The sequence below is a fragment of the Streptomyces canus genome (assembly GCF_041435015.1).
Lineage (GTDB): Bacteria > Actinomycetota > Actinomycetes > Streptomycetales > Streptomycetaceae > Streptomyces > Streptomyces canus_G.
On sequence record NZ_CP107989.1, the window covers coordinates 64,134 to 80,776 of the forward strand.

Annotated in this window: 13 protein-coding genes and 5 pseudogenes; 13 read left to right on the plus strand and 5 right to left on the minus strand. The window is 69.5% G+C overall.

Translation table 11 applies throughout. The annotated features are described in order from the left end of the window. Positions 1 to 19: 19 nt before the first annotated feature. Together OG841_RS00305 and OG841_RS00310 are read left to right on the plus strand one after the other, a co-directional pair. Positions 20 to 259 (plus strand): annotated as a pseudogene (locus OG841_RS00305) (UDP-N-acetylglucosamine--N-acetylmuramyl-(pentapeptide) pyrophosphoryl-undecaprenol N-acetylglucosamine transferase); the annotation flags it as partial. Between the two features lie 77 nt (positions 260 to 336). Then, positions 337 to 2,346 carry a S9 family peptidase gene (locus OG841_RS00310; RefSeq protein ID WP_328643383.1) on the plus strand — a complete coding sequence of 670 codons (2,010 nt, stop codon included), beginning with the start codon at positions 337 to 339 and terminating at the stop codon, positions 2,344 to 2,346. 172 nt (positions 2,347 to 2,518) lie between these two features. On the opposite strand, the pseudogene OG841_RS00315 reads toward OG841_RS00310, so the two are convergent. Further along, positions 2,519 to 2,746 (minus strand): annotated as a pseudogene (locus tag OG841_RS00315) (mycothiol transferase); the annotation flags it as partial. A gap of 131 nt (positions 2,747 to 2,877) precedes the next feature. Here OG841_RS00315 and OG841_RS00320 point away from each other — a divergent pair. The 11 genes and pseudogenes from OG841_RS00320 to OG841_RS00370 all read left to right on the plus strand — a co-directional run. After that, entirely contained in the window at positions 2,878 to 3,255 is a 378-nt protein-coding gene (locus tag OG841_RS00320; RefSeq protein ID WP_328643382.1) for a hypothetical protein, read from the plus strand. A gap of 420 nt (positions 3,256 to 3,675) precedes the next feature. Next, positions 3,676 to 4,320, plus strand: a complete 645-nt coding sequence (locus OG841_RS00325) for a DUF5819 family protein (RefSeq protein WP_328643381.1) — start codon at positions 3,676 to 3,678, stop codon at positions 4,318 to 4,320. Next, positions 4,317 to 5,366 (plus strand): hypothetical protein, encoded by a 1,050-nt coding sequence (locus tag OG841_RS00330; RefSeq protein ID WP_328643380.1) that lies wholly within the window; start codon positions 4,317 to 4,319, stop codon positions 5,364 to 5,366. The genes OG841_RS00325 and OG841_RS00330 overlap by 4 nt, the downstream gene beginning before the upstream one ends. After that, the gene (locus OG841_RS00335) at positions 5,359 to 6,576 is read left to right on the plus strand and encodes a M23 family metallopeptidase (protein WP_328643379.1); all 1,218 of its coding nucleotides are present in this window, start codon (positions 5,359 to 5,361) and stop codon (positions 6,574 to 6,576) included. The genes OG841_RS00330 and OG841_RS00335 overlap by 8 nt, the downstream gene beginning before the upstream one ends. A 111-nt stretch (positions 6,577 to 6,687) precedes the next feature. Continuing rightward, entirely contained in the window at positions 6,688 to 8,667 is a 1,980-nt protein-coding gene (locus OG841_RS00340) for a S53 family peptidase (protein ID WP_371562409.1), read from the plus strand. Positions 8,668 to 8,684: 17 nt separating this feature from the next. Then, positions 8,685 to 8,846 (plus strand): annotated as a pseudogene (locus OG841_RS00345) (NAD(P)-binding protein); the annotation flags it as partial. 446 nt (positions 8,847 to 9,292) lie between these two features. Continuing rightward, positions 9,293 to 9,994, plus strand: coding sequence for a phytoene desaturase family protein (locus OG841_RS00350; protein ID WP_365121887.1), 702 nt, complete (start codon positions 9,293 to 9,295; stop codon positions 9,992 to 9,994). Positions 9,995 to 10,500: 506 nt separating this feature from the next. Continuing rightward, a pseudogene (locus tag OG841_RS00355) lies at positions 10,501 to 10,617 on the plus strand (ATP-dependent DNA ligase); the annotation flags it as partial. 131 nt (positions 10,618 to 10,748) lie between these two features. Next, the gene (locus tag OG841_RS00360; RefSeq protein ID WP_371570499.1) at positions 10,749 to 11,072 is read left to right on the plus strand and encodes a hypothetical protein; all 324 of its coding nucleotides are present in this window, start codon (positions 10,749 to 10,751) and stop codon (positions 11,070 to 11,072) included. Positions 11,073 to 11,490: 418 nt separating this feature from the next. Beyond that, a complete protein-coding gene (locus tag OG841_RS00365; RefSeq protein WP_365121851.1) occupies positions 11,491 to 12,018 on the plus strand; it encodes a hypothetical protein in 528 nt (175 codons plus the stop codon). A 70-nt stretch (positions 12,019 to 12,088) separates the two neighbouring features. After that, positions 12,089 to 12,515, plus strand: a pseudogene (locus OG841_RS00370) (transposase); the annotation flags it as partial. Positions 12,516 to 12,725: 210 nt separating this feature from the next. Here OG841_RS00370 and OG841_RS00375 read toward each other — a convergent pair. The 4 genes from OG841_RS00375 to OG841_RS00390 form a co-directional block, all read right to left on the minus strand. Next, a complete protein-coding gene (locus OG841_RS00375) occupies positions 12,726 to 13,610 on the minus strand; it encodes a helix-turn-helix transcriptional regulator (RefSeq protein WP_328643376.1) in 885 nt (294 codons plus the stop codon). 99 nt (positions 13,611 to 13,709) lie between these two features. Beyond that, a complete protein-coding gene (locus tag OG841_RS00380; RefSeq protein ID WP_371562414.1) occupies positions 13,710 to 14,654 on the minus strand; it encodes an alpha/beta hydrolase in 945 nt (314 codons plus the stop codon). A 61-nt stretch (positions 14,655 to 14,715) separates the two neighbouring features. Further along, positions 14,716 to 15,183, minus strand: coding sequence for a cupin domain-containing protein (locus tag OG841_RS00385; RefSeq protein ID WP_069764746.1), 468 nt, complete (start codon positions 15,181 to 15,183; stop codon positions 14,716 to 14,718). A gap of 540 nt (positions 15,184 to 15,723) precedes the next feature. Next, entirely contained in the window at positions 15,724 to 16,608 is an 885-nt protein-coding gene (locus tag OG841_RS00390; RefSeq protein WP_371562418.1) for an alpha/beta fold hydrolase, read from the minus strand. Positions 16,609 to 16,643: the final 35 nt, after the last annotated feature.

The following is a 16,643-nucleotide window of genomic DNA, read 5'->3' on the forward strand; positions in this document are numbered from 1 at the left end:
CCCGCCTGCAGGATGTGCCGCCGCCTCCGCACGCCATTTGCAGGAGTCCGGGGCCGCGGTGGCACTGGAGGGCCACATGACCGCGCAGCGGATGCGGGACGCGTTGGGCCCGCTCCTTGCCGATGCCCACCGGCGTCAGGCGATGGCGGAGCGGGCCCGTGCACAGGGCCGTCCGGATGCGGCCGACCAGCTCGTGGACGTGATCCTGTCCGCCGCGTCGGGAGCCATGGAAGATGCCGGGCAGCACCGTACTCGATGAGAAGGGCTGCTGACAGACGGGCGCCCCACGTCATGCTCCCTGGCCGTCAGTAACGTGTACGGGCGACAATCGTCCGCATGATCGAGTCCTCCGATGGCCCGTCCATCTTCCGTGACCTGTCCGCCTTCGTCGCTTGCCCCCGCGTCAACTCCCTTGCTCTGTCCGTCGATGGCACTCGTCTCGTCGCCGGCGTGCAGTCGTTGTCCGAGGACGGGACGCGGTTCGTGTCCCGTCTGTGGGAGATCGATCCGGCCGGGGAGCGCGACGCGCTGCGGCTGACCCGGTCCGAACAGGGTGAGTCGGGGCCGGTGTTCGGTCCGGACGGGACGCTGTATTTCCTGTCCGAACGCGCCGCCGCGGACGGTGAGGAGGACGAGGGCGCCGCGCTGTGGGCGCTTCCGCTGCGCGGGGAGGCCGTCGTCGTGGCCCGGCACCCAGGCGGGATCGCCGCGGTCACCGTTGCCCGTACCTCCGGCACGCTGTGCCACACCGCGGGGCTGCTGCCGGGAGCCGCCGACACCGAGGCGCACGGCAAGCTGCGCGCGGCGCGAAAGGACGCGAAGGTCACGGCGATCTTGTATGAGGCCGGGCCGACCCGCGCCTGGGACCACGACCTCGGCCCGGCGGAGCCGCACACCTTTATCCGTGCCGGGGCCGACGCGGAGCCGGTCGTCGCCGGCGGGCAGGGAATCGGTCTGGAGGATCCGGGGGACGCGGCGTTGTCGCCAGACGGCACACGGGTCGCGTACCGCCGGTTCGTGCCCGGGCGGGTCCCGGACGAGAACCGCACCATCGTGGTGGTGGCCGACGCGGAGAGCGGTGAGGAGATCCACGTCCTCGGCGATCTGGAACACCTCTATGAGGCGCCGCGGTTCACCCACGACGGCTCGGCCCTCGTGTGCTGCCGGATGCGCTACCCGACCTACGACGACCCCTGGGACGCGACGCTCGTCCGGATCGACCTGACCGACGGCACGGTGCAGGACCTGCTGCCCGAGTTCGACAACTGGCCTGGTGGCGTGGCCTGTTCGCCGGTGGACGACACGCTCTTCTTCACGTCCGACGAGCAGGGGCACGCGCCCGTCTTCCGGCGCGACCCGGACGGTGTTGTCACACGTCTCACCGCTTCGGGTGCGTACGGCTCGCTGACCGTGGCCCCCGACGGGCGGACGCTCTACGCCCTGCGCCACTCGGTCGACGCGCCGCCGACGCCCGTCCGGATCGCCGCCGACATCGTCGACCAGACTCCGGCCGGGCTGCCCGCGCCGGGCGGCGTCGGGGAACTGCCCGGCACCCTCACCGAGGTGCACGCGGAGGCGGACGACGGGTTCGTGCTGCGCGGCTGGCTTGTGCTGCCCGAGGGCGCGTCCGCCGAGCGGCCCGCTCCGCTGCTCGTCGCCGTCCACGGCGGACCGCAGTTCAGCTGGAACGGCTGGACCTGGCGGTGGAACCCGTGGCCGTTCGCCGCGCGCGGCTATGCGGTGCTGCTGCCGGATCCGGCGCTGTCGACCGGCTACGGGCAGATCAACCACCGGCGCGGCTGGGGGCAGTGGGGCGGGCGCCCCTACACGGATGTGATCGCGCTGACCGACGCGACCGAGGCCCGCAACGACATCGATGCCTCACGTACGGCGCTCGCCGGCGGCTCGTACGGCGGGTATATGGCGAACCGGGTCGCCACCAGCACGGACCGGTTCAAGGCGATCATCAGCCATGCAGGTCTGTGGGACCTGCGAATGTTTCAGGGCGACACCGATGTGCCCTGGTACTTCCAGCGGATCTTCGGAGATCCGCTGACCCGCCCCGAGCGGTACGAGGCCGACTCGCCGCACCTGGACGTCGCGAAGGTCCGCACCCCGATGCTGGTCATCCACGGCGCCAAGGACTACCGCGTGCCCGTCGGGCAGGGCGCCACGCTTTTCCAGGAACTGCAGCGGCACGAAGTCCCCGCGAAGTACCTCTACTTCCCGGACGAGAACCACTGGATCCTCAAGCCGAACCACACGCGCCTGTGGTACGAGACGTTCCTCAACTTCCTCGACCACCACGTCCTCGGCACCGAATGGCAGCAACCCGGCCTGCTGTGACCCGGTCGAACCCGGCAGCCATCACTGCGAGTTCATCGACACCAAGGGCAGAATGGGTTACGGGGCGGGGCGAAGGAGCGTGCCAGGTGAGGCTGGGAAGCCGAGCAGACCGCCGCCGGCTGAGAGCCGGAGCCGGGTGCCTGCGCGGTACTTGCGACCGCGCAGGCACATCTCATGCGCCGGTGGCTCCGTCGATCTGCTCGCGAATGAGATCGGCATGACCGTTGTGACGTGCGTATTCCTCAATCATGTGCACCATGATCCAGCGCAGGGAGACCCCCTGATCGCCGACATAACCCGCTTCCTGTTCAGACAGGCGGCCGGAGTCGTCCAGCGATGCGTCGGCGATCAGCTCACGGCCTCGGGCGACCTCGGCTTGCCAGGCAGCCGTCGCCTCGTCGAAAGGTGCAGAATGTCCGGCCCCCGAGCTTTGCTCGGCGGGTCCGGCATTGGACATCCGCGAACTGCCATCGGGGCGCGGCCTCACGCCGCATGCCGCCGAAAGCATTCCGTACTCGAAAGGAATCCATCATGAACGGCAAACGTGCCGTTTCCGCTGCGGTGATCGCGACTCTTGCCGCGAGCGGTACTGCGGCGCTCACCGCCTCCAGTGCGTCGGCCGCCTCGCTGCCGCACCAGAAGGCCGCGGCCCAGCACTCGGTCGCCACCGCTCAGGTCATAGGCAAGGGCGTGCAGCCGCAGTTCTTGCACGCGATCGCCCAGAGCGTGGCCGCGGCGACCGTCGTGAAGACCGCCGAGTACACCGTGAAGGTGACGACCAAGCTGAAGTCGTCCAGCGACTCCTCGTCCTCGAGCGAGTCCTCGTCGTCCTCCAGCGGCGGTCCCGCCATCAGCGGCAAGACACTGCACGGCGTGATCCCGGGCGACACCGCCTACGACGTCAAGTGAGCGACGGCGTCGACGGTTCCAAGGCTTCGCGTGACGTGCGGAGCCGTGCGAACCCATGGCGTCGGACGACCACCGACGCCGCGTGACCTGCAGCGCCGGCTGACCTCCGGCGCAGGGGGAAGCGCCACGATATCGCCTGACCAGCGGTAGGACGTGGCGTGCGGCATCGACCGACCATCGATGCCGAGTGACGTGAGCCACCACCTGAACGGTGGCGCGAAGTGACTTGCGGTGTCGTGCTACCACCGATGCCGATCAACCCCCCGTGCCGTGCCGGGGCGCCCCGCCCCGGCACGCAGTCTCACGCATATCCACCACCCTCATTGACTTCGATCAACCTGGATGTGGACAGCGATGAGAGTTCTCCCGCGCTCACGCGCCGCAGAGGACGCACCCCGGACGGCGAGCGGGGCGCTTTCCGTGAACGTACGGATCAGTGCGCTGACAGCGCTCGCGGCTGTGACCGTTTACTGCTTGTGCTGCCTGGTGTACAACGCGCCCGGTTCCCCCGCGAAGGACCGTATCAAGGGACCCGTCACGGCCTTCATGGAACCGTACTTCTGGCAGGACTGGCAGCTCTTTGGCCCCACTCCCGGCAGCAGTGACGACCTCATATATCTACGGACCCGGATGAAGCTTCCCGGCTCCGACCAGGTCGTCGAGTCGAGCCCTGTCGAAATCGAGCAGGCCATTGACAGATCGCCGCACGATTTCCCGGTGAACCCGACGAAGCTTCCCGGCGTACTCCTCGCATTCGATGCGGCGGCCAATCGGTATGCAGGCATCGCCATCAAATTCAAGAAGCTCCCGGCGGCCAGACGCGACGCCGCCCGAAAAATACTTGACAAGCAATTCGCACCCGACTTCGAAGAGATGCGGCGCTTCTTCTCCGCGCAGGCGAAGACACTGTATCCGAACGCTCAGATCATCTCTGTGCAGGCCACCTTCAAGAACCGTCCCATCATTCCGTTCTCGGAGCGGTACGAAGTACCCAGGCCCAATGAGCACCAGCAGGGAATTCTGGCGACATCATGGATGGACTACGTTCCGGGAGTTGCGCAATGAGCGGCACAACTGCCCTGCTGGGCAAGGGATGGCGGGCTGGCACGGAGCGGCTGGACACCGTCATACTCCGCTTCGCCACCCGGAAGCACCGGCTGATCGGGACGGCCCTGCTACGCGTCATCATCGGCTTCGCCACCATCCTGTACTGCGTTTCCGACTACTCGAAGCGGCGCTTCCTGTGGGGGCCCGAGTCCTACAATTCGATCTCCACAGCGAGGTCCGCGCTGCCACGCCGGGGTTTCTCGCTCTTTCTGTGGGACCATTCCACGGTCTGGTTCGAGATCGTCTTTCACGCCGTGATCCTGGTGTCCGCCGCATTCATGATCTTCGGCGGCCGTGTCCTCACCCTGGCGCAGGCCGTGCTGATGTGGTCGCTGCACAACAGGAACCAGGACGTGCTCGAAGGCGGCGACAACCTGGCCCAGATCCTCATCCTCTTCATGGTCTTCACCGTCTCAAACGCCTACTTCGCCGTCGGCGCGAAGCGGCGCAGAGCCAGGATGCGGGAACTGGAGCAGCCGACGACGTCCACCGTGCTGCACAATCTGGCCGCCTTCCTGATCGTCTTCCAGACGGCCGTGCTCTACTTCGCTGCCGGCTACTGGAAGATCACCGGCAAGGTGTGGCAGGACGGCGTGGCGATGTACTACATCAGCCGCATCACCGGCCTCCAGATGTCGGCGACCTATACGCACCTGATGAGCAACGCCTTCCTCACCACCGCCACCAGCTACTTCACGATCTTCATCGAGCTGGCGTTGCCCTTCGCGATCCTGTCCGCGCGTTCCTGGATCCGAAAGGCCAACACCCTGGCCCTGGAGGGCATGCACCTCGGCATCATGACGTGCATGGGTCTGGTGTGCTTCGGGCTGTTGATGATCGGCGCGGACTGCACGTGCCTGCGCGACGAGGACTACAAGTCGATCGCGCGGCGCTATCGGTCCGTCAAGGACCGCCTCGTGCAGCGCAGTAGGCCCCTGCTGCAGGCGCGCGGCATGACATCCGTGGCGATGGCGGCGGACAGGGACGGTGCGGCCGGTGCCTGAGAAAGCGGGAACACCGGCGGAACCCCGCCGCACGGGACAGTCGGCGGCCGACCTGCTGTTCAGGTTCCTCACCGCCGAGCGCGCACAGCGGGAGATGCTCGCCCCGCGGGTCGTGGCCGCCGTGGGAGGTGAGCGGCTCGACCAGATCCTGGACGGCACCCGCGAACGCGTCGGCGCGATCACCGGGGTACGGGACCATCCCGACGGGCTGGTGATCGAAGGTACCAGGGGGCGTGCCCTCGCCTTCGCCACCACACACGACGGCCAGGTGCTCGACGGGCTCCTGATCGCCCCGGGCCCGTACCGCGTGCCGCGGCTGCGCGTCCCGCACGGAGCGCGAGCCGCCCTGGTGTGGACCGTGTGGGTGCTGCTGCTCGCCGCGCGCATCGACGCGTGCTGGCAGGCCCCTTCCCGCATCGCCTGGTGCGGCCGTCTGCTCATCGTCGCGGCCGGCTACCTGCTCATGGAAGGCTGGCAGAGCCCGGCTCGGCTGCCGTGGTGGATACGCCGGTCCGTGGAGGCCGGCGCGCTGGTGGCCCTTGCCTCCGCGTGCCGGCTACCCAGGCTGCCCGCGTCGGGCGGCGGTGAGGCCGAACTGGTGGTGGGCGTGGCCCTGCTCGCCGACTTCGGATGGTTCCTGCTCCGGGCGCGCCGCCACCGCTGGGGGACCGCCGTGTCCCGGCCTCTCACCTTCCCCCTGCGGAACGGAAAGTGGTATGTCGCGCAGGGCGGCGGGGCCCGCCTGAACCATCACGCGTCCTTTCCAGAGCAGCGCGGCGCCCTGGACGTGATCCAGATCGGTCCGGGCGGTGCGCGCGCATGCGGCACCGGCCTGCGCGGGGAAAACGAGAGCTATCTCGTGTACGGGCAGAGTCTTTACGCCCCGTGTGACGGCACGGTCGTCTCCGCCGTCGATCACCTCGACGACCAGGAACCCGGCACGATCCGATACCAGCCCCCCTACGGCAACCACGTGTTCATCGACACCGGCGCCGAGATCGTCAAGCTCGCTCACCTGCGCCGCGGCACCGTGACGGTGAAGGCGGGCGATCCTGTGCACGCCGGGCAGCTGCTCGGCGAGGTGGGCAACTCCGGCAACAGCACGGAGCCGCACCTGCACATCCACGCCGAACGCGACGGCCTCGGGCTCGATCTTCAGTTCACGGGCGTCACAGGCCCGCTGTGCCGGGGCCGGACCGTGCGCACGTAAGGCCTCGGCCTCCTTCATCACCACGGCGGGCAGCGCGTTCGAGCAGCCGCGCCGCCCTGCCCTGCCCAGCTCCGCGCGCCGTCCAGCGCCTCGTCCCGAAGGGACCCCTTCTTGTCTTTCCTTGCCCGAATACGTCCTGGGCGTCGCCTGCGCCCTTACGTCGCTGCGGCGGCCTGTTCCGCACTCCTGGGCACGGCGCCCCTCGCCACCGCCCACTCCGCCGACCACCGCCACCCCCTAACCGGGTCCCGGCCGGCATACGCCACCGCGGCCGCCGACGCAGGGCCCGTCCCCGGCGATCAGCACGTCAGCGCCCGCCTCTACCTCAACTCCCGTGACCCGCAGGGCCTCACCGACCTCCTGCGCGACGTCAGCGACCCACACAGCCCCCACTACCGGCACTACCTCACCCCGCAGGCATACCAGCGGCGCTTCGGCCCGACGGCCGCACAACTCGCCAGCGTCACCGCATGGTTGCACGCCTCCGGGCTCACCGTCACCCAACGCACCACCCACTACGTGAAGATCACCGGCACCGCCGGCGCCGTGCGACGGGCCTTCGGCGCGAGCCTGCACCGCTACCGAACCGGCCGCGGCACGAGCCAGGCCCCCGCCGGCGACCTCAGTGTGCCCGCCTCCCTGGCCACCACCCTGCTCGGCGTGTCCGGTCTCTCCACCCCCGGCGCCGCCCGGCCCCTGTCGAACCACACCCCAACCCCCGCCCTCGGTGTCGCCGCCGACGGCGCGGTCTGCTCCGGCCACTTCGGGCAGAAACCCGCCACCGGATTCCCCCAGGCCTACGGCAAGACCCCCGCGTACGCGCCCTGCCCCTACACCCCCGCACAGCTCCGCCACGCCTACGGTGCCGGTTCCGCCCGCGGCGCCACCGGGCGCGGCTCCACCATCGCCATCGTGGACGCCTACGGGTCACCGGACATGCCCGCCGATGCCGACCGCCACGCGAAGATCACCGGCGACCACGCCTTCAGACCACACCAGTACCGCCAGCACGTCACCCCCGCCGACTGGCACGTCAGCGACGCGTGCGCGCCCCCGGGCACCTGGGCCGGCGAGCAGGCTCTCGACATCGACCTTGCCCACGGGCTCGCCCCCGACGCAGACATCCTCTACGTCGGCGCCGACTCCTGCCTCGACAACGACATGATGGACGCTGAGTCGTACGTCATCGACGGCCGCCGGGCGGACGGTATCTCCAACTCGTGGGCAGAGATCATCCACTCCGAGCCCGGACACCTCACACCCGCCCTCATCGATGCGTGGGACCTACTGTTCGAGCAGGTCGCAGCCGAAGGGATCGGCGTCTACTTCGCGGCCGGCGACTGCGGCGACTCCTCACCCGACGCGGCCCAGACCGGCGTCAACTGCGACCCCAAGACCACCCAGGCCCAGGCCGACTTCCCCAGCGGATCCCCGTGGTTCACCTCGGTGGGCGGCACCACCCTCGCCCTCGACCGCCACGGCGACTACGCCTGGGAGACCAGCATGGGCGACGAGCTGTCCATCCTCACCGACAACGGCACCGCCTGGGGACCTGTCCCCGGGGTCTTCACCTTCGGAGGCGGAGGGGGCGTGAGCGACTTCCCGCAGCCCTGGTACCAGCACGACCGGGTCCCGGGGAGCACCGGACACCGCACCACCCCCGACGTGTCGCTGGAAGGCGACGGGGCGCTGCCCGTCCTGATCGGCCTCACCGACGCCGAAACCTTCCACCTCATCGGATTCGGCGGCACATCGGCGGCCACCCCTGCCTTCGCCGCCATCCAGGCCGACGCGCAGCAGGCCTGCGGACACCGACTCGGCTTCGCCAACCCGCTCCTGTACGCCCTCCCCCACGCCCACCTCTTCCACGACATCACCGATCAGCCGGCCAAAGCCGGGACGCCACCTTTGACCGTGGTACGCGACGAAGGCCCCGACACCTCCACCGGCGAACAGCGCCACCTTCTCTACACACTCGGCCACGACTTCGGCCTCCACGCCCACCCCGGTTACGACGACGCCACGGGTCTCGGCTCCCCCACCCCCGGCTACCTGCGCTGGTTCCGGCACACCAAGGGCACCCTGAAGTGAACGCTGACGCCTTCGTCGTGGGAGCAGGCCCCAACGGCCTCGCCGGCGCCGTCACGCTCGCCCAAGCCGGCCTCACCGTCACCGTCCTGGAAGCCGCCGACACCATCGGCGGCGGCACCCGCAGCGGCGAACTGACCGTGCCCGGCCTGCTGCACGACCACTGCGCGGCCGTACACCCCATGGCCCTCGTATCCCCCTACCTGCGCACCCTGGATCTCGAACGCCACGGACTTCGCTGGGCGTACGCCGCAACCGACCTCGCCCACCCCCTCGACGGCGGCTGCACGGCGGTGCTGCACCGCGACCTGGCCGTCACCGTGCGGAACCTGGGTGCCGACGGGCCCGCCTGGCAGCGCCTGTTCGCGCCACTGACCACTCGCTTCGACGCACTGGCTGACGACCTGATGCGTCCCATGACGCGAGGGCCCCGACATCCCGTCCTGACAGCCAAGTTCGCCCTGCTGGCGGCTCCCTCCGCCCTGCGGACCGTCCGCCGATGGCAGACAGAAGCGGCACGCGCCCTGTTCGCGGGGACCGCCGCCCATGCGATGCGCCCCCTGACCGGCACCGCCAGCTCCGCGATCGGCCTCATGCTCCCGCTGCCGCACACCGGCACGGCTGGCCCGTGGCACGCGGCGGCTCTCGGGCCATCACCGACGCCCTCGCCGCCCGCCTCGTCGAACTCGGCGGCACCATCGAAACGCGATCTCCCGTGCGCTCCCTGCGCGACCTGCCTCCTGCCCGGACCGTCCTCCTCGACCTCACCCCACGCGCGGCAGCGGCCGTGTGCGGCACACGCCTGCCCGCCCCTGTGCGACGCGCGTACACCCGCTACCGTCACGGACCCGCCGCATACAAGATCGACCTGGCGGTCGAAGGCCGCATTCCCTGGCGTGCCGAGGTGTGCCGCTCGGCGGGGACCGTCCACCTCGGCGGAACCGCAGAGGAGGTCGCCGACGCCGAAAAGACGGTCGCCAGCGGCCGGATGCCCCGCCGTCCGTTCGTGCTCGTCTGCCAGCAGTACGTCGCCGACCCCGCGCGCTCGGTGGGCGACGCCCACCTCGTCTGGGCCTACGCGCACGTTCCCCACGGCTACGACGACGATGCGACCGCCGCCATCCTCGACCGCATCGAGCAGTACGCCCCCAAAGTGCGCGACCACGTCATCGCCCTGACCGCCCGCTCCCCGGCGGATCTCGAGGCCTACAACCCCAACTACATCGGGGGAGACGTCCTCACGGGCGCCAACTCCCCGGCACAGACGGCATTCCGCCCGCGCCTGGCCCCAGACCCGTACGCCACCGGAATACCGGGAATCTACCTGTGATCGGCAGCCACACCCCCGGGGGCAGGCGTGCACGGAATGTGCGGTCACCATGCCGCGCGATCGGCACTTCGGAAGCTCGGCCTGGCACCCTGGGCCGCCGCCAGGTGACCGCGGCACCCCGTACATCTCGTGCCCGGCACCACCGGTGAACTCGGCCGGCACAAGGGGATGCTCCGCCCCTGGGAGGCAAGGAACGGCCGCCAGCCCGTCACTGGCCCGCCTGGACGCCGCCCGCACAGACGCCTGGCACCGTCAGGCCATCGAAGCCAAGCTTCGACAGCTCCCCAACGCCATGGCCGACCACCTGCAGACCCGGGTCGCTGTCCGCCGCGGAGAGGGCCGCCGCCCCCACCCGCCTGCCGACTACACACGCATCCGCCGCGACCTGCGAGTTCCCCTTTCCGCAGGACCGAGATCCTGCGAACCTGCGCGCTTCCGCCCTCGTTCTGCTGCGCCTGTCCGGGACGGACACGACCGGGTGGCCGTATCGGCGGCGCAGGGCCGCGCTGGAGTCCGTGTTCGCCGTTCGCCGGCCGTCGGCGCCGTGGGCGCTGTGTCCGTCGACCACCGAGGCCGACGTCGTGCGTGAGTGGCTGACGTGGGCGTCGGTTGGGATGGAGGGTGTGGTCTTCAAGAGGCTTGACGATGTCTACCGCCCGTCGGTGAGGGGCTGGGAGAAATACACAAAGTCCGCGAGACGAGCGAGGCGATCGTCGGCGCGATCACGGGATCTCTGTCGGTTCCCCGCACGCTGCTGCTCGGCAGGCACGACGACGAAGGACGGTTTCAGTACGTCGGCCGGACCACCTCCCTCGCTCAGGCGGCAGGCGCGGCGATCGCCGGGCTGCTCACTGCGGGGCGGCGCGGTCATCCGTGGACAGGCTGGTCGTTCTCCGCCGGGTGGGGCAGCCAGGAAAAGCTTGACGTCACGTTGGTGGAACCCGAGCTGGTGGTGGAAGTCGGCGTCGACGTCGCCCGCGACGCCTCCGGCCGGTGGCGACACCCCGCACGCTGGCACCGTGCCCGCCCCGACCTCTCCCCCGCCGACGTCCCCCGCCTGACGTCGCCGCCGCGCTGACGGCGGCCGGGCGCGGAGGCCCCGCCGACGCGCAACGGGTGAGCGCGCCCCGATCCCCGGCTGCGTCCGCTCCGCCCATCCCGCCCTCCCTCATCCTCAACTCCAGCCAGGGCATGGTCGAAGGGGGTCGCACACCGGCGGGGCGACCCGTACGTCGCTGTCGAGGTGGACGCAGTCATGGAAGTCTTGTAGGGCACGACCAGGCACGCGGTCGTGACTGTGACGCGTTCGAACGCATCGCCTGCGTTCCGTGATTCAGCCCGGCCGTCGCAGATAGGACGTCGCGCGCGCAGGGTGTGCCATCCCATCGGCAGCGATCGAGGCTTGAGCTTCGGGGCCCCTCTCGCCGGGCATTGAACCGTCCAGGGCTTCAAGAACCGGGGGAAGTGTTGTGCGCGAACGGGACAAGGCGTTGACCATGGGGAAGGACGCCGACTACGGCAGTTATGTGAGGTTCGCGTGCCCTGCCTATTCGCACGCCTGGGTCTTCTTCGGGCCCCTTGGCGTATTGCAGGGGTGGGGCACCACGGTCGATCTCGTGCACATCTTCAAGGGGGAGGGTGGCTGGTTGCACGGCTGGTTCGCCCCGCTCAGCGGACTCTGGACCGTGTTCATGATCGGCTGCTGTTTCGTGTCCCGGTACGAGCGGCGCACGGGCGGCCCCACCCCTCGGCTGTACTGCTTCCAACTCGGAGTCGTGGTGGCCACCGGCGACGTCCTGCGGGCCTATCGCTGGACCGAGCTCACCATTCACCGCACGAAATGGCGGAGCGGGAGCGGGGAGAGTGCCGACTGGGGGACGCGCATAACCGTGATGGCGCGGGACGGCAGTGTGGTTGTCATGTTCCCAGGAAACGAGCCGGACGCCGCCGGTTGCTGGGAGATGGAGAAGCTCCACGAGGCGGCGGTGCACGGACCCGGGGAACCCAGGCCCGCGACGCCGTGACGGGGGAGCCGCGCCGGTCATGTCATCAACTGTCCGTCGCCTCCCACTCCGTCCACGAACGCCGGCCATGAGGGGGTGGGACGGCGGAAAAGATCAATGGGCGGAAGCGGCACCTCATCTGTGACCACCGCAGCCTTGTCCTGCTGGTCATGGTCACCCCCGCTGACGCCCAAGACTCCTTGGCCGCACGGGAGTTACTGTTCCGCCTCGCGCTGATGCACCCGGAGATCGCCATCGTCTGGGCCGACTCCGCCTACGCCAAGAACGGACTCATCCCCTGGGCGAAGAAGTACCTCGACATCACCGTCAAGACAGTCCGCCGCCCGCCGGACACCAAGGGCTTCATCGTTCTGCCGCGCCGCTGGGCAGTTGAACGATCCTGGTCGTGGATCATGAGGGCCCGCCGCCACTGCCGCGACCACGAACGCCTCCCCGAGATGAGCGAAGCACTCATCACCTGGGCCTGCATCACGCTCATGAGCCGCCGCTTGACCCGCCAGAAGGCCCGCCCCGCCGAACGCCGCGACATCGCCCACGGCTACGTGCTGCCACAGGCCGCCTGACCAGCGCGGCAGATCCCGACGCCCCTCTATCACTCGGGCACGTTCACGCCTCAAGCGACAGCTCTCGTCGACCAGCTCTCAACAACCACCAGGCGGGCCGTCCCCGCCACCTCTGCGGCGCACTCCGTCGCAGCATCAAGCCGCTCACGCAACGATCCCCACCGGGCTCCCACTCGGTACCGGACAGGCAGCGCGCAGCGCATCCAGTTTCTCCGCGTCGGTCGTCTCGGCCGCCGCCGTGTACGTGACGATCCTGAGGTCGGTGCCGGCGGCCAGCAGGACATCGAGGTCGAGCGCGATGTCTCCCATTTGGGGATGCTCGACGGTCTTGCGGTCGCCGACATGGGTGCGGGCGCTGCCGTTGAACCACAGGCGGGCGAAGCGCGGGTTGCTGCGCAGCAGGCGGTCGACGAAGGCCGCCAGTCGTGCGTCCTCGGGATGGGCGGCCGCTGTCACGCGCAGGTCGGCGACGAGGTCCTCCTCCTCGACCTCGTCGCCCTCCCATGACCGAACGGGCCAGCCCGCGATCGGTCCCCGCCCTCGTCCGACCCTCGACCGGAACATGCCGTCGACGAGATTGCGCGCCTCCCAACCGTACGTGCGGGGATCGCCGACCGTGGCGGACCACATCGCGTTCCAGCCGATGAGCGTCCAGTCGGCCGCGAAGACCGCGGTGGGGTTCCCTCCCAACCGGCTCACCAGCCGCTGCACCCGCACGGGCACGTGACGGGAGACGTTCCCGGCGGAGGGCGGCGCGAGGTTGGCGCAGCGAAACAGGTGGTCACGCTCGGACGCGTCGAGGCGCAGCGCTCTGGCCAGCGCGGTGACCACCTGGGCCGAGGGGTGCCGAGCGCGGCCCTGTTCCAGCCGGACCACGTAGTCGACCGACAAGCCCGCCAGCCGGGCGAGTTCCTCCCGGCGCAGTCCGGGGATACGCCGGTCCCCGTCCGCCTCCAGCCCGGTGTCCCGCGGTGACACACGCTCACGCCAGCCCCGCAGCGCGACGCCGAAGTGGTTCGTCGTTGCCATGCAGCTCATCGTCGTCCAGATGTCCTGGACCGCGGGGTGCTTCCGCTGCCGTACAACGGAGTCTTTACTCGACGGTTCCTCGTGCCCGCCTGTGGTGGGTCACGACGTCGCCCCGGCCCGCAGGGCCTCACCGGACGTGTCGGTGGTGGCGCCGGTGGACCAGTGCGCGCGGGTGAACGCGGCGGCGGCGTCGAGTGCGGCATCGGCTTCGTCGAGCATCGGGGCGAACGCCTGGAAGACGTGCGGCACTTGGGGCCAGACCTGCAGCTCCACGTGGACGTCGTGCTCGGCGGCGCGGGCTGCCAGCCGTACGGCGTCGTCCAGCAGGATCTCGTGCGAGCCGACCTGGATGAGCAGGGGCGCCAGGCCGGTCAGGTCGGCGAAGACGGGGCTGGCCCGGGGCGCGGTGGGATCGGTGTCGCGCAGGTAGTCGCGGGCGCGTGTGCGCAGGCCTTCCGGGGTCAGCGCGGGATCGACGGCCGCTTTGCCGACCGCGCTGTCGCCGGACACGCTCAGGTCGGCCCACGGGGAGAAGACCGCGGCCGACGAGGGCTGGGGCAATCCCGCGTCCTTGACGGCGAGCAGGGTCGCGACGGCGAGACCGCCGCCCGCCGATTCACCGACGAAAGCGATCGTGGAGCTGGGGATGCCATCGTCCAGCAGGGCGCGGTAGACGTCCAGGGCGTCGTCCACGGCGGCGGGGAAGGGGTGTTCGGGAGCCAGCCGGTAGTCGACACAGACGGCGCGTGCGGCGGTGCGGCGGGCGACATCGCCGGCCAGCCCCGCTGCGTCGGCCGCCGAACCAATGGCGTAGGCGCCGCCGTGCAGGTACAGCACGACGGTCGCCGAGTCGTTGTCCGGAGTCGCCACGGTGACGACGGGTACACCGCCCAACTCGCCTTCCTTGGTGGAGACGTCGGGGGGCAGCGGTATGGACGTCATCATGCCGTGGAAGACGGCACGCGCTTCGGCGACATCGCCTCCGAGGTCGAGCGGTCCGTGCCGCAGGAGTTCGTCGAGGGCCTGGCGCTGTTGCCGGGACATGGTGGTGCCTTTCGTCGTTCCGATGGGGGCGGCAGGGGGACCGCTGTGGACCCGCCGACGGTCAGCGCGGCGGCCCGACGATGATCTGGCCGTACATGTCGGCCGCTTCGGCCATGAGGTCCCGTGAGATCTCGAAGCCTTCGGGGCGCGGGGTCGACAGGTCCCGTCCGGCGTGGCGGAACATGCCTTCGATGCCGGCCGGGGTGGCGATCATCAGCAGGTCGGCGGTGTCGGAGGTGATCCGGTAGCCGTGGGGGACGTTGCGGGGAAGGAACACGATGCCTCCCTCCGACAGTTCCATCTCCTGGTCGTCGCACCACAGGAGCGCACTGCCCTTGATCAGCATGAAGACCTCGTCCTCACGGGTGTGCGTGTGGTACGGCGGTGCCTCCCCCTTGCTGACGGAGAACCGTCCGACGGTCAACTGGCCGGCGGTGGCCGCACTGTCCAAAAGGACGGCGAACTGCCCGCCGTCCAGCCATTCGAGCTTCTGCTGCTCCTCGGGTTGTGCGAGGTAGGCCATGGTCATGACGGTGTCCGTTCTGCGCGATCGGAGCCGGCTTTCGAGGCGAACACGAGATGCGCGGCGAAAGCGCGGGAGCCATCGCCGCACGTGAAGTGCCGAACGTCAGATGCCCACGGTCGACGATCCCGCCGCGTCCCCCGCTGATCTGATCATCCCCTCGGCAGTACACCGGCCGCCAGCCGCACGGGTAGGAACGGCAGTACCACTCCCCCGTCCCCGCCGCTGCGCCACCGGCTCTCAGAAGCTGTGTCACATCCTCTTTCCGCAGGTCACGGTGTAATTGGATGGGTGGGTAAGTGGCTTTCCGTTCGGTTCAGCGTCCACTGACGCTGAACCGAACGGACGTGGTCCTCACCATTCGTCCTCGTCAAACGGTTCTGGGTGCACATCGCACCGGACTCGGGTCGGATCAACTTGGCCACGGCACCACCATTCACCTGATGGTGAAGCAGGGGGAAGGGGAAGAGTGGCTAGGGCGGCGTTCAGCGGCCCCACCTCGGGTCTTGCGGTGCCAGGGTGGATGTGATCGTGGGCCGGCCCGCGTTACTCCTGGTTGTCGAGTTTCTCGTAGAAGGACAGGAGGCCGTCTGCGAGCCTGTTGGGGGCTTCCATCGCCGCGTAGTGGCCGATCCCGTCGAGGGAGAGGGCGCTGACGTCCTCGGCGACCTGACGCAGGGTCGCCGGAGTGAACTCTCCCGATCTGCCGCCGACGGCGAGCACGGGCGTGGTGAGTTTCCGGCATGCCAGTTGGCGGATTTCTTCGCCTTCGCGGAGCATCGATCGATACAGTCCGGCCGCGCCGTTGAACGCGTCGGGTCGTGCGTAGGAGCGGACGAGTTCGTCGATGTCGTCGTCGGTGAACGCGTCAGGGGCCACGCAGAGCGACGGGATCGCGTACTGCGCGAGGAATGCCCGTTCTCGGCCGGCGAGCAGCATTTCGGGGATGCCCGGGGCGGCGAGCACGCCGATGTGCCAGGCACCGCCGTGGGCGACGTCCGCGAGCCTTTCGACACCGAACCCGGGCAGCCCGGTCTCGATCGCTGCATAGCTTCGCACGAGGTCGGGGCGTGTGGCGGTGACGCGGAACGTGGTGGGACCGCTGATGTCCTGGCCCGTGAGGTGGACGGGGCCCGCGTCGAGCCGCGCGATCAGTTCGCTCAGGTCCTGGGCCGCGGTCACACTGTCGTGCGCTGTGGTCGCGGTGGCGGAGTCGCCGAAGCCGCGAAGGTCGGGGGCGAATACGCGGTGGTGCTCGCTGAGCAGGGGAATCAACTTGCGGAAGACCCACCAGGTCTCGGGGAAGCCGTGGACCAGCATGACGGGAGAGCCGACGGTCCCGGCCGATATGTAGTGCAGTTCGGTCCCGTTCACGCTGACCTGGTGGTGTTCGACGCCCGGGATGGTGGCGCCGCCGGTCATGGGGTCCATCGTTCTCCTGGATTCGATCGACAACATAGTTGTCA

Excerpts from the sequence above, each read along its gene's own strand:
- OG841_RS00310 (WP_328643383.1), top strand. The coding sequence starts at position 337 with ATGATCGAGTCCTCCGATGGCCCGTCCATCTTCCGTGACCTGTCCGCC.
- OG841_RS00320 (WP_328643382.1), top strand. The coding sequence starts at position 2,878 with ATGAACGGCAAACGTGCCGTTTCCGCTGCGGTGATCGCGACTCTTGCC.
- OG841_RS00330 (WP_328643380.1), top strand. The coding sequence starts at position 4,317 with ATGAGCGGCACAACTGCCCTGCTGGGCAAGGGATGGCGGGCTGGCACG.
- OG841_RS00365 (WP_365121851.1), top strand. The coding sequence starts at position 11,491 with ATGGGGAAGGACGCCGACTACGGCAGTTATGTGAGGTTCGCGTGCCCT.
- OG841_RS00375 (WP_328643376.1), bottom strand. The coding sequence starts at position 13,610 with ATGGCAACGACGAACCACTTCGGCGTCGCGCTGCGGGGCTGGCGTGAG.
- OG841_RS00380 (WP_371562414.1), bottom strand. The coding sequence starts at position 14,654 with ATGTCCCGGCAACAGCGCCAGGCCCTCGACGAACTCCTGCGGCACGGA.
- OG841_RS00385 (WP_069764746.1), bottom strand. The coding sequence starts at position 15,183 with ATGACCATGGCCTACCTCGCACAACCCGAGGAGCAGCAGAAGCTCGAA.
- OG841_RS00390 (WP_371562418.1), bottom strand. The coding sequence starts at position 16,608 with ATGGACCCCATGACCGGCGGCGCCACCATCCCGGGCGTCGAACACCAC.